Below are 11341 nucleotides of genomic sequence, written 5' to 3'. Positions count from 1 at the left end.
CCGGCCACGGCCGCCGCGCCGGCACGGCAGGCACCGGGCGCCCCCGCTGCCCAGCCGCTCAAGCCAGTCCAGGCGCCGCAACCCGTGCAAGCCGCCCCGGCGGCCAAGCCGGCCAGCAGCGAAGTGCCGCCTTGGGAGGAATTGCCCCCCGATCTGCCGGTGATCGGCCCGTACGACAGCGATCCGGGCTATGACCCGAGCTTCGGCGGCTACGACAACGGTTTCGAGTCGGACTCGTTCGAACCCGCGCCGCGCGCCAGCCGCGCCGCGCCGCAGGCCAAGCCAGCGCGCCGGCCGGAACCTGAGGCCGCTGCCCAGCCGGCTGTGCAACTGGCCCCGGCGATTCCGCCCGTGGCGCCGAGCGCTGCCGATGACGGCACGCCACCTGTGTTCACCGGTGACTGGCCGACGCTGGCCGCCACGCTGCCGCTCAAGGGCCTGGCCCAGCAACTGGCGTACCAGAGCGAGTTGCACCGCGTGGTCGGCCGCACCCTGCACCTGCGCGTGCCGGTGGCGGCCATCGCCGAAAACAATGTCGCCGAACGGCTCCAGGCCGCGCTGGTCGAGCAATTTGGCATGGAGGTGCGCGTGCAGTGCGAGATCGGCGCCGTGACGCACACGGCGGCTGCCGTCGATGCAGCGGCCCGGGCCGAGCGCCAGCGCGAGGCCGAGTCCAATATCGACGGCGATCCGTTCGTGCAGGGGCTGTTGCGCGAGTTCGGTGGGCAGATCGTGCCCGGCTCCGTCCAGCCACGCGCCGCCTGACAACCCATTCCCGGGGCGGCCAGACCAGCATCACCGGCGCCGCCCCGCCATCCACACACATTGATTCAGGAGTATCCCCATGATGAAAGGTCAACTGGCCGGGCTGATGAAGCAAGCCCAGCAGATGCAGGAAAACATGAAGAAGATGCAGGAGCAGCTGGCCCTGATCGAGGTCGAGGGCCAGTCCGGCGCCGGTCTCGTGAAGGTGCTGATGACCTGCAAGAACGACGTGAAGCGCGTGACCATCGATCCGAGCCTGCTGGCCGATGACAAGGACCTGCTCGAGGACCTCGTGGCCGCCGCGTTCAACGACGCCGTGCGCAAGGCCGAGGCCACCACGCAGGAGAAGATGGGCTCGATGACGTCCGGCCTGCCGCTGCCCCCGGGCTTCAAGCTGCCGTTCTGATGGCGCATCAGACAGGGGCGCGCCGATGAGAACGGCGCCGCCCACCTCGCTGCAGGCGCTGATCGAGGCGCTCAAGGTGCTGCCAGGCGTGGGGCCTAAGTCCGCCCAGCGCATGGCCTATCACCTGCTGCAGCACGACCGCGACGGCGCGCGCAAGCTTGGCGACGCGCTGCGCGGCGCCGCCGACGGCATCCGCCATTGCGAGCGCTGCAACACCTTCACCGAGCAGGAGATCTGCGAGACGTGCCGGGACACCGCGCGCGACGCCTCGCTGCTCTGCGTGGTCGAGACGCCGGCCGACCAGGTGATGATCGAGCAGACGCTGACCTATCGCGGCCAGTATTTCGTGCTGATGGGACGGCTCTCGCCGCTCGACGGCATCGGCCCGAAGGACATCCACCTGGACCGGCTGCTGGCCCGCGCCACGGACCCCGAACTCGGCGGACCGGTGAGCGAGGTCATCGTGGCCACCAATTTCACGAGCGAGGGCGAGGCCACCGCGCACTACATCGGCGAGATGCTGAAGGCGCGCGGGCTCAAGGTGTCGCGGCTGGCGCGCGGCGTGCCCGTGGGCGGCGAACTCGAATACGTGGACGCGGGCACCATCGCCCGCGCTGTCATGGATCGGCGCAGCCTGTAGGTATCGGACCCCTTCGGACAAACATGAATCTGGCGCGCTTCGACCTCGTGACGCTTGGCCTGTTCGTGGCCGTGGCCCGGCAGGGCAGCATCTCGGCCGGCGCGCGCCAGTCCCACCTGGCCGTGGCTGCCGCCAGCAAGCGGATTTCCGATCTCGAGGCCGCCGTGGGCGCGCCGCTGTTCTTCCGCCACGCCGCCGGCGTGCAGCTGACCGAGGCGGGCCAGGCCTGCTACCACCATGCGCTGACCATCCTCCAGGACGTGGAACGCATGGCCGGCGTGATGTCGGACTACGCGTCCGGCGTGCGCGGGCAGGTGCGCGTGTGCGCCAATACCTCGGCCATCACGCAGTTCCTGCCGGACGACCTCGCGGCGTTCATGCGCCAGCATCCGACCATCCGCATCGAGCTGGAGGAGCAAAACAGCAGCGAGATCGTCGCCGCGCTGGTCGAAAACCGCGCCGATGTCGGCATCTTCGCCGATCGCACGCCAAGTGCCGGGCTGGTGACCGTGGAATACCGGCAGGACGAGCTGGTTATCATCACGCCGCCCGGGCATCCGCTGTCCGAGCGCGGGCCCGTGCATTACGCCGATACGCTTGAATACGACTTCGTGAGCCTGCCGCAGGTGACCTCGCTGGCGGCGCGGCTGCTCGAGGAAAGTAGCCGGCTGGAGCGGCAGTTCCGGTTGCGCATCCAGGTGCGCAGCTTCGACGCGATGTGCCGCATGGTCATGGCTGGGCTGGGCGTGGGCGTGCTGCCGCGCATCGCGGCCGAGCCGCACGTGAAGTCGATGGGGTTGTCGCTGGTGCCGCTGCAGGACGCCTGGGCACGCCGCTCGCTGCTGATCGGCATGCGCGACCCCGCCGGGCTGACGGTGTCGGCGCGGCTGCTCATCACCCATCTCTGCGGCGACCGCGCGCCGTTCTAGCGGCACGCCGGTGTCATCCCCGGGGCAACCCCGGGTAAGCCCGCCCCTTCGCGTTCCGAGAAAGCCCGCTTGCCGGAATGCCGATTCCGCCGCCCGCGCCGCTGGTGCACACTCCGACCCAACATGAAAAGCCAGTCCCGCAGGTGATGCGGCGCGGCATCCACGGTCATCACGGAGACACGCTCACATGGCGCAACAGATTCTCGAAGGCATTCGCGTCCTGGAACTGGGACAACTGATTGCCGGCCCCTTTGCCGCCAAGACCCTCGCGGATTTTGGCGCCCACGTGGTCAAGGTGGAGCCGCCCGGGCAGGGCGACCCACTACGCAAGTGGCGCATGCTGCACGAAGATACCTCGGTCTGGTGGGAAGCGCAGTCGCGCAACAAGCAGTCCATCGCCATCGACCTCCGCCAGGCGGAAGGCCAGGCGCTGGTGCGCAAGCTGGCTACCGAGGCCGATGTCCTGATCGAGAACTTCCGCCCCGGCACCATGGAAAAGTGGGGTTTGGGCTGGGATGTACTCCACGCCGCCAATCCGAAGCTGATCATGGTGCGGGTGTCTGGCTACGGCCAGACCGGCCCGCGCCGGGACGAACCCGGCTTTGCCGCCGTGGCCGAGGCCATGAGCGGCCTGCGCTACCTGACCGGCGAGCCGGGCCGGCCGCCGGTGCGCGCCGGGCTCTCGCTGGGCGATACCATCGCCGGCCTGCACGGCGCCCTGGGCGTGCTGCTGGCCCTGTACGAGCGCGACGCGCGCGGCGGGGTGGGGCAGGTGATCGACGTGGCGCTCTATGAGTCGCTGTTCAACCTGAGCGAAAGCCTGCTGCCTGAATACTCGGCCTTTGGCGCCGTGCGCCAGCCGGCCGGCGGCGCGCTGCCGGGCATTGCGCCGTCCAACGCCTATCCCTGCGGTTGCGGCGAATACGTGCTGATTGCCGCCAATGGCGACGCGATCTTCCGCCGCCTGATGGCCGCGATGGGCCGCCCGGACCTCGGCGAAGATCCTGCGCTGGCCCGCAACGACGGCCGCGTGAAGCGTGTGGACGAGATCGATGCCGCCATCGCCGCCTGGACCCAGACCCAGACCGTGGAGTCCGCGCTGGTTGTGCTGCGCGAGGCCGATGTGCCGTCCGGCCGCATCTACACGGTCAAGGACATCGCCGAAGACCCGCACTACCGGGCACGCGGCGTGATCGAGACCGTGACGTCGGCCCGTGGGCTCAGCGTGGAGGTGCCGGGCATCATCCCGAAGCTGTCCGCCAACCCTGGCGCCATCCATGACCGCGCGCCCACGCTGGGCGAGCATACCGATGCCGTGCTGGCCGAATCCGGCTTCGACGCGGCTGCCATTGCCGACCTGCGCGCCCGAGGAGTGATCGCATGAGTGCCCAACGTTATCCGCTGGCCGGGCCGGCCAAGATCGAAATCAATGACGTCGCACCGCGCGACGGCCTGCAGATCGAGCCCGTGGTGGTGCCGACCGAAGGCAAGGTTGCCTTCGTCAATGCGCTGGCCCACTGCGGCTTCGCGCGCATCGAGGCCACCTCGTTCACATCGGCCCGCGCCATTCCCGCGCTGGCCGATGCCGAGGCGGTGATGCACCAGATCGAGCGCGTGCCGGGCGTGGCCTACACGGTGCTCGTGCCGAACCTGCGTGGGCTGGAGCGCGCGCTGTCGTGCCGGCCGGACGAGGTGAACCTGGTCATGTCGTGCAGCGAGACCCACAACCGCGCCAACCTGCGCATGACGCGCGAGCAGTCCAAGGCGCAGCTGACGGCGATGATCGGCGAGGCCGGCAAGGCTGGCGTGCCAGTGAACGTGTCGCTGTCCACGGTGTTCGGCTGCCCGTTCGAAGGGGATATCCCCGAGGCCGACGTGATGGCTCTGGCGCGCCGATTTGCCGATGCGGGTGCGTCTGGCATCACTTTGTGCGATACCACGGGTATGGCCTACCCCAACCAGGTGGCGGCGATGTGCGAGGCGTTCCAGCGCGCGCTGCCGCAGACCGGGCTGACCATCCATCTCCACAACACGCGCGGCATGGGCCTGGCCAATGCCATCGCGGCCTGGCAGACCGGCGTCACGCGCTTCGACGCGGCTGCCGGCGGCCTGGGCGGCTGCCCGTACGCGCCCGGCGCGAGCGGCAATGTCAGCACCGAGGAACTCGTCCACATGTTCGCGTCGATGGGCGTGGACACCGGCGTGGACCTGGACGGCCTGCTGGCCGTGGTCGGCGGCCTGCCGGCGCTGGTTGAACGGGAGATTTCCAGCCAGCTGCTGCGCGCCGGCCCGCGCCTGCGCACCCATCAACCCCCGGCCTGGATGGCCGAGCACTTCGCCGGGCAGTAAGCCCGGACCCGGTTTTTCGATTCCCTATATAACAAGCACGGAGACAACCATGAACCGCAAGACTCAACTGACGGCCGCCGCGCTGCTGGCTGGCATGGCATTCGTACCTGCCGCCCAGGCGCAGGACGGCACCTATCCCAACAAGCCGGTGATGCTGGTGGTGTCCGCCGCGGCTGGCGGCACGACGGACATCGCCGCGCGCCTGATCTCGGAGCCGCTGGCCAAGGCGCTCGGCCAGTCGGTCGTGGTCGACAACAAGCCCGGCGGCAACGGCACCATCGCCGCCCAGGCCGTGCAGCGCGCCAAGCCGGATGGCTACACGCTGCTGGTGCAGTACTCGGGCTACCACGTCATCACGCCGCTGCTGACCAAGCAGCCGTGGGACCCGGTGAAGGACTTCGCGCCGGTGGCGAACCTGCTGTCGGCGCCGCAGGTGCTGGTGGTGCGCCCGAGCCTGCCGGTCCACTCGCTCAAGGAACTGGTGACCTACGCCAAGGCCAATCCGGGCAAGCTCAACTACGCGTCGTCGGGCAATGGGTCGCTCCAGCACGTGTCCACGGAACTGCTGAACCTGCAGGCCGGCACGAAGATCACCCATGTGCCATACAAGGGCACCGGCCCGGCGATGACCGACCTGCTGGGCGGCAACGTCGACCTGACCATCACCACGCCGCCGCCGCTGATGGGCCATATCGCCGCCGGCAAGCTGCGCCCGCTGGTGGTGACCAGCAAGACGCGCCTGCCGAGCCTGAAGGATGTGCCGTCGGCGCCGGAAGCCGGCTACCCTGACCTGGACGTGTCGTCGTGGTTCGCCATGTACGCGCCGGCCGGCACGCCGAAGCCCGTCATCGACAAGCTGACCTCGGAGATCGAGAAGATCATGAAGTCCGACGCCTTCCGCAAGAAGGCCGAGGAACTGGGGGCCGAGGCGCGCTACATGAATCCGCAGCAGCTGGACCAGTACCAGCGTGCCGAACTGACGCGCTGGGGCAAGGTCATCAAGTCCGCCGACATCCACGCGGAGTAACGCTGAGCAGGCCACGGAGCCAGACATTCCGACCATGGCAAGGTGATCGAAAGGCGGCGCACGTACACTGTGCGCCGCCGCGCTGCGTTTACGGGCTGGCCCGCGCATTGACCCCCAATGTCCGCTGAATGTCTGCATTTCCCGGTAGGTATTCATCCCGATGCGGGCGCCGGCAGCGGCCGGTAGCATCGCAATTTGCCGCAAGGCGGCACGCCACAAACAAAAACAGGTAGTCAGGTAGGAGAGCATCTCATGTACGACAAGACATTCTGGAAGCGGGCGCTGATCGCACTGGCCCTGTTCCTGGCCGGCTGGTTCACCTTTGGCAGCGCGCAGGCGCAGGGCAAGCCCGAGAAGACCAAGGTGACCATCGCCGTGGGGGGCAAGAATCTCTTCTATTACCTGCCGCTGACGATTGCCGAACGCCTGGGCTACTTCAAGGAAGAGGGCCTGGACGTGGAGATCGTCGACTTTGCCGGCGGCGCCAAGGCGCTCCAGGCCGTGGTCGGCGGTAGCGCGGACGTGGTGTCCGGCGCCTACGAGCACACCATCAACCTGCAGGCCAAGGGCCAGCAGTACCAGGAGTTCGTGCTCCAGGGCCGCGCGCCGCAGATCGTGCTGGTGGTGTCGAACAAGACGATGCCGAACTTCAAGTCGATTGCCGACCTGAAGGGCAAGAAGATCGGCGTGACCGCGCCGGGCTCCTCGACCAACATGATGGCCAACTTCGTGCTGGCCAAGTCGGGCCTGAAGCCGTCGGACGTGTCGTTCATCGGCGTGGGCGCCAGCGCCGGCGCGGTGGCTGCCATGCGCTCGGGCCAGATCGACGCAATGGCCAACCTGGACCCCGTGGTGTCGATGCTGACGCAGAAGAACGAGGTGAAGATTGCTTCGGACACCCGCACGCTCAAGGAAACCCAGGCGGTGTTCGGCGGCAATATGCCGTCGGGCTGCCTGTATGCCTCCACCGCGTTCATCCAGCAGAACCCCAACACCACGCAGGCGATGACGAACGCCATGGTGCGGGCGCTCAAGTGGCTGCAGAAGGCGGGCCCGTCGGACATCGTAAAAACCGTGCCCGAGAGCTACCTGCTGGGCGACCGCGCGCTCTACCTGGCCGCCTGGGAGCAGGTCAAGGAAGCCATCTCGCCGGACGGCACGATGCCGGCCGATGGCCCCAAGACGGCGCTGAACACCTTGCAGCAGTTCGATCCGGAGCTGAAGGGCAAGCCGATCAAGCTCGAGAACACGTTCACGAACACGTTCGTCCAGCGCGCCAACGCCAAGTACAAATAAGCGGCAAGTCAGCGAACCCCGCCTTCACGCCGCCCGCCGCCCGCCGCGCGCATGCCGCTCGGCGGGCTTGTGTTTTCTCTGAGTCCAGTATTTCGACGAGTTTTCTTCGAGCAATGAGCACGCCCGCACTTTCCCTCGAAAACGTTACCTGCACCTTCGTCTCGCGCGAGGACCGCAGTCAGCGCTACACCGCCGTGCGCGATGTCACGCTGTCCATCCAGCCCGGCGAGTTCGTTTCGGTGGTGGGCCCCACAGGCTGCGGCAAGTCCACACTGCTGAACGTCGGCGCCGGCCTGCTGGAGCCTTCCAGCGGCGCCGTGCGCGTGTTCGGCGAGCCGCTGGTCGGCATCAACCGCCGCGCCGGCTATATGTTCCAGTCTGAGGCGCTGATGCCATGGCGCAGCGCGCTGGACAACGTGATTGCCGGCCTGGAGTTCCGTGGCGTGCCGCGCGCCGAGGCCGAGGCGCAGGGCGAGGAATGGCTGCGCCGCGTGGGTCTGGGCGGGTTTGGCGACCGTTACCCGCACCAGCTCTCGGGCGGCATGCGCAAGCGCGTGAGCCTGGCGCAGACGCTGGTGCTGGACCCGGACATCATCCTGATGGACGAGCCGTTCTCGGCGCTGGACATCCAGACCCGTCAGCTGATGGAAAACGAGGTGCTGGACCTCTGGGCCGCCAAGCGCAAGGCCGTGCTGTTCATCACGCACGACCTGGACGAGGCCATCGCCATGAGTGACCGCGTGGTGGTGCTGTCAGCCGGCCCGGGCACCCATCCGATTGGCGAATTTGCGATCGACCTGCCGCGTCCGCGCGACGTAGCGGAAGTCCGCAACCATCCACGCTTCGTGGAGCTGCACGCCGCCATCTGGGACGTGCTGCGCGAGGAAGTGCTCAAGGGCTACGCGCAGCAGCGCAAGGTCGCCTGACCTGCATGAACTCTCTCTGACGATACAAACACTCGTAGAACAACGATATGGCTTTCCGAGCGGATTCTAAGGGCATGCTGCGCGTGTGGCAGCTGCTGGTGCTGGTGGTGATCCTGGGGGTGTGGCATGCGGCCACGCGCTCGCAACAGGTGGCGTTCTTCTTCGGCGAGCCGCTGATGGTGGCGAAGCGCATCTGGAGTTGGTTCATCGTCGAGGGCGACATCTATATTCACCTGGGCGTGACGCTGCTGGAGACGGTGCTGGCCTTCGGCATCGGCACGGTGGCCGGGCTGGGCGTGGGGCTGTGGCTGGCGCTGAGCCCGTTCACCTCGGCCGTGCTCGATCCCTATGTGAAGGCGGCCAACTCGATGCCGCGCGTGATCCTGGCGCCGATCTTCGCGGTCTGGTTCGGGCTGGGGATCTGGTCGAAGGTGGCGCTGGCCGTGACGCTGGTGTTCTTCATCGTCTTCTTCAACGTCTACCAGGGCGTGAAGGAAGTGAGCCCGGTGGTGCTGGCCAACGCGCGCATGCTCGGCGCGAACCAGAAGCAGCTGCTGCGCCACGTGTACCTGCCCAGCGCCACGAGTTGGGTGTTCTCGTCGCTGCACACCTCGGTGGGCCTGGCGTTCGTGGGTGCGGTGGTGGGCGAGTACCTGGGTTCCGCGCGCGGCGTGGGCTACCTGATTCTCCAGGCCGAAGGCACGTTCGACATCAACACGGTGTTCGCGGGCATCGTGGTCCTGACCGGCTGCGCGCTGGTGCTGGACTGGATGGTGACGGTGGGGGAGAAGCGGCTGATGAAGTGGCAGCCGAGTTCGGGTGAGACCGAAAAGCTCTGAAATTCTGCGTTAAACGTTGTTGAATTCGCGCTCCCCCGGCCAGTGTCCAGGCAACGGACGGGCCGGGGGAGGGCAGTGAAGCGTTACGGCATGATGACGATCTTGCCGGTCACCTTGCGCGCTTCCATGTCCTTCAGCGCCTGCGGCGCCTGCTCCAGCGGATAGCGGGCCGAGATGTGCGGGCGAATCTTGCCTTCCTTCATCCAGCCGAGCATCTGCGCCATATTGGCCTGGTTGTTACGCGGCTCGCGACGGGCGAAATCGCCCCAGAACACGCCGACCAGCGAGGCACCCTTGAGCAGCGCCAGGTTCAGCGGCATCTTCGGGATCTCGCCGTTGGCGAAGCCCACCACGAGGTAGCGGCCGCGCCAGCCGATCGAGCGGAAGGCCGGCTCGGCATAAATCCCCCCGACCGGGTCATAGATGACATCCGGGCCCTTGCCATCGGTCAGCGCCTTGACGCGCTCGCGCAGGTCTTCCGTGCTGTAGTTGATCAGCGCGTCGGCGCCGTGCTCCTTGCAGACCGCCAGCTTCTCGTCCGTGGACGCCGCCGCGATCACCCGCGCGCCAATCGCCTTGCCGATCTCGATGGCCGCCAGGCCCACGCCGCCGGCCGCGCCCAGCACCAGCATCGTCTCGCCAGCCTTCAGTTCGCCCCGGTCCACCACGGCGTGGTGGGAGGTGCCGTAGGTCAGCGTGAAGGCGGCGGCCACGTCGAAGTCGATACCGGGCGGCATCGGCACCACGGCACTCGCCGGGGCCTTGGCCTGCGTGGCGAAGGCGCCGTTGCCGAGATAGGCGATGACCTTGTCGCCGGGCTTGACGTGCGTCACGCCCGCGCCCACCGCGTTGACCACGCCGGCCAGCTCCGAACCGGGCGAGAACGGCAGCGCTGGCTTGGCCTGGTACTTGTTCTGGATGATCAGCACGTCGGGGAAGTTGACCCCGGCGGCCTTGACGTCGATGACGACCTCGCCATCGCCGGGCACGAGGTCCGGCAGGGTGTCGAGCGAAAGGGAATCGGGCGGGCCCCAGGCTTTGCAGAGTACGGCTTTCATCTTGTCTCCGGTGGTGGTGTTGTGGTGTGGCGATGGTCTGCGCTCCGGGAAGTGTAGCGCAAAAAAGCACGATCGTTCTGTTCGCGGCGGACGGCGGTTCCACGCCGTTTTGGTGCCGCGATGGCCGCTTTGCTCGGGTACAATCGCGGCCATGCATATCCTTCTCGCCAACGACGACGGTTATCTCGCGCCGGGACTTGCCGTTCTGCATGCCGCGCTCGCTCCGCTTGCGCGCGTGACGGTGATCGCGCCCGAGCAGAACCATAGCGGTGCATCGAATTCGCTCACGCTGCAACGCCCGCTCTCGGTCTTCGAGGCGCGCGAGGGCGTGCAGAAGGGTTTCCGTTTCATCAATGGTACGCCCACCGACTGCGTGCACGTGGCACTGACCGGCCTGCTGGAAGATCGCCCCGACCTGGTGGTGTCCGGCATCAACCAGGGCCAGAACATGGGCGAGGACGTCCTGTACTCGGGCACCGTGGCCGCCGCTATCGAGGGCTACCTGTTCGGCATTCCGTCCATCGCGTTCTCGCAGGTGGACAAGGGCTGGGAGCATCTGGACGCCGCCGCACGCGTGGCGCGCGAGATCGTGGAGCGCGTGATCGCCCGCCCGCCCCAGGAGCCGTTCCTGCTCAACGTCAACATTCCGAACCTGCCGTTCGAACATATCAAGGGCCAGCGCGCCACGCGCCTTGGCAAGCGCCATCCTTCGCAGCCGGTCATCACGCAGGTGAATCCGCGCGGCGATACCAACTACTGGATCGGCCCGGCCGGCGACGCGCGCGACGCGAGCGAAGGCACCGATTTCCACGCCACCGCCAATGGGTTTGTCTCGCTGACGCCGTTGCAGCTCGACCTGACCCATCGCGCGCAGCTCGAACAACTCGGACAGTGGCTGGGGTAGGCGTGCCGTTCGCGTCAGCCCTCCAGTCTTCGATTCCGGTATTGCGCCGATGAGCACCACGCCGCGCCGATCCCGCTTTCCGCTGCCGCTCGATGCGGTGGTCGAACGCAAGCCCGCGCCCAAGCGCACGGCCGGACTGCCCGCCGTGGGCGGGCGGCATGTGGCCGCGCCCGCGCCGGCGACCGTCAAGCCGCGCAAGCCT

Annotated in this window: 12 protein-coding genes and 1 pseudogene; 12 read left to right on the top strand and 1 reads right to left on the bottom strand. The window is 67.6% G+C overall.

The features are described 5' to 3' along the window. The 10 genes from KHO18_RS27160 to KHO18_RS27115 all read left to right on the top strand — a co-directional run. Nucleotides 1-765: DNA polymerase III subunit gamma/tau C-terminal domain-containing protein (locus KHO18_RS27160; protein WP_280527780.1), on the top strand; the 765-nt coding region annotated here is incomplete at its 5' end. Nucleotides 766-844: 79 nt separating this feature from the next. Further along, on the top strand, nucleotides 845-1171 hold the full coding sequence (locus tag KHO18_RS27155; RefSeq protein ID WP_092289733.1) for a YbaB/EbfC family nucleoid-associated protein: 327 nt from the start codon (nucleotides 845-847) through the stop codon (nucleotides 1169-1171). Between the two features lie 25 nt (nucleotides 1172-1196). Then, nucleotides 1197-1811 carry a recombination mediator RecR gene (gene recR / locus KHO18_RS27150; protein ID WP_211944224.1) on the top strand — a complete coding sequence of 205 codons (615 nt, stop codon included), beginning with the start codon at nucleotides 1197-1199 and terminating at the stop codon, nucleotides 1809-1811. Nucleotides 1812-1834: 23 nt separating this feature from the next. After that, a complete protein-coding gene (locus KHO18_RS27145; protein ID WP_211944223.1) occupies nucleotides 1835-2740 on the top strand; it encodes a LysR family transcriptional regulator in 906 nt (301 codons plus the stop codon). A gap of 187 nt (nucleotides 2741-2927) precedes the next feature. Beyond that, nucleotides 2928-4124 (top strand): CaiB/BaiF CoA transferase family protein, encoded by a 1197-nt coding sequence (locus KHO18_RS27140; RefSeq protein ID WP_211944222.1) that lies wholly within the window; start codon nucleotides 2928-2930, stop codon nucleotides 4122-4124. Next, nucleotides 4121-5089 carry a hydroxymethylglutaryl-CoA lyase gene (locus KHO18_RS27135; RefSeq protein ID WP_211944221.1) on the top strand — a complete coding sequence of 323 codons (969 nt, stop codon included), beginning with the start codon at nucleotides 4121-4123 and terminating at the stop codon, nucleotides 5087-5089. The genes KHO18_RS27140 and KHO18_RS27135 overlap by 4 nt, the downstream gene beginning before the upstream one ends. Nucleotides 5090-5138: 49 nt before the next feature. After that, on the top strand, nucleotides 5139-6116 hold the full coding sequence (locus tag KHO18_RS27130; RefSeq protein ID WP_211944220.1) for a Bug family tripartite tricarboxylate transporter substrate binding protein: 978 nt from the start codon (nucleotides 5139-5141) through the stop codon (nucleotides 6114-6116). Nucleotides 6117-6368: 252 nt separating this feature from the next. Then, complete coding sequence (locus KHO18_RS27125; RefSeq protein WP_211944219.1) at nucleotides 6369-7412, top strand: ABC transporter substrate-binding protein; 1044 nt, start codon at nucleotides 6369-6371, stop codon at nucleotides 7410-7412. 113 nt (nucleotides 7413-7525) lie between these two features. Next, complete coding sequence (locus KHO18_RS27120) at nucleotides 7526-8338, top strand: ABC transporter ATP-binding protein (RefSeq protein ID WP_149135703.1); 813 nt, start codon at nucleotides 7526-7528, stop codon at nucleotides 8336-8338. A gap of 47 nt (nucleotides 8339-8385) precedes the next feature. Then, nucleotides 8386-9177 carry an ABC transporter permease gene (locus tag KHO18_RS27115; RefSeq protein ID WP_149135704.1) on the top strand — a complete coding sequence of 264 codons (792 nt, stop codon included), beginning with the start codon at nucleotides 8386-8388 and terminating at the stop codon, nucleotides 9175-9177. A gap of 83 nt (nucleotides 9178-9260) precedes the next feature. Here KHO18_RS27115 and KHO18_RS27110 read toward each other — a convergent pair whose 3' ends face one another. After that, nucleotides 9261-10235 (bottom strand): NADPH:quinone oxidoreductase family protein, encoded by a 975-nt coding sequence (locus KHO18_RS27110; RefSeq protein WP_092289715.1) that lies wholly within the window; start codon nucleotides 10233-10235, stop codon nucleotides 9261-9263. A gap of 151 nt (nucleotides 10236-10386) precedes the next feature. Here KHO18_RS27110 and surE point away from each other — a divergent pair, with 151 nt between their 5' ends. Then, nucleotides 10387-11139 (top strand): 5'/3'-nucleotidase SurE, encoded by a 753-nt coding sequence (gene surE / locus KHO18_RS27105; RefSeq protein WP_211944218.1) that lies wholly within the window; start codon nucleotides 10387-10389, stop codon nucleotides 11137-11139. A gap of 49 nt (nucleotides 11140-11188) precedes the next feature. Beyond that, nucleotides 11189-11341, top strand: a pseudogene (locus tag KHO18_RS28695) (protein-L-isoaspartate(D-aspartate) O-methyltransferase); the annotation flags it as partial.

This window comes from Cupriavidus campinensis, assembly GCF_905397395.1.
GTDB lineage: Bacteria > Pseudomonadota > Gammaproteobacteria > Burkholderiales > Burkholderiaceae > Cupriavidus > Cupriavidus campinensis.
Note: the sequence above shows the minus strand (reverse complement) of the source record. Positions and strands in the feature narration are given on the sequence as shown.

Excerpts from the sequence above, each read along its gene's own strand:
- KHO18_RS27110 (WP_092289715.1), bottom strand. The coding sequence starts at position 10,235 with ATGAAAGCCGTACTCTGCAAAGCCTGGGGCCCGCCCGATTCCCTTTCG.
- KHO18_RS27140 (WP_211944222.1), top strand. The coding sequence starts at position 2,928 with ATGGCGCAACAGATTCTCGAAGGCATTCGCGTCCTGGAACTGGGACAA.
- KHO18_RS27125 (WP_211944219.1), top strand. The coding sequence starts at position 6,369 with ATGTACGACAAGACATTCTGGAAGCGGGCGCTGATCGCACTGGCCCTG.
- KHO18_RS27155 (WP_092289733.1), top strand. The coding sequence starts at position 845 with ATGATGAAAGGTCAACTGGCCGGGCTGATGAAGCAAGCCCAGCAGATG.
- KHO18_RS27145 (WP_211944223.1), top strand. The coding sequence starts at position 1,835 with ATGAATCTGGCGCGCTTCGACCTCGTGACGCTTGGCCTGTTCGTGGCC.
- KHO18_RS27130 (WP_211944220.1), top strand. The coding sequence starts at position 5,139 with ATGAACCGCAAGACTCAACTGACGGCCGCCGCGCTGCTGGCTGGCATG.
- recR (WP_211944224.1), top strand. The coding sequence starts at position 1,197 with ATGAGAACGGCGCCGCCCACCTCGCTGCAGGCGCTGATCGAGGCGCTC.
- KHO18_RS27120 (WP_149135703.1), top strand. The coding sequence starts at position 7,526 with ATGAGCACGCCCGCACTTTCCCTCGAAAACGTTACCTGCACCTTCGTC.
- surE (WP_211944218.1), top strand. The coding sequence starts at position 10,387 with ATGCATATCCTTCTCGCCAACGACGACGGTTATCTCGCGCCGGGACTT.
- KHO18_RS27135 (WP_211944221.1), top strand. The coding sequence starts at position 4,121 with ATGAGTGCCCAACGTTATCCGCTGGCCGGGCCGGCCAAGATCGAAATC.
- KHO18_RS27115 (WP_149135704.1), top strand. The coding sequence starts at position 8,386 with ATGGCTTTCCGAGCGGATTCTAAGGGCATGCTGCGCGTGTGGCAGCTG.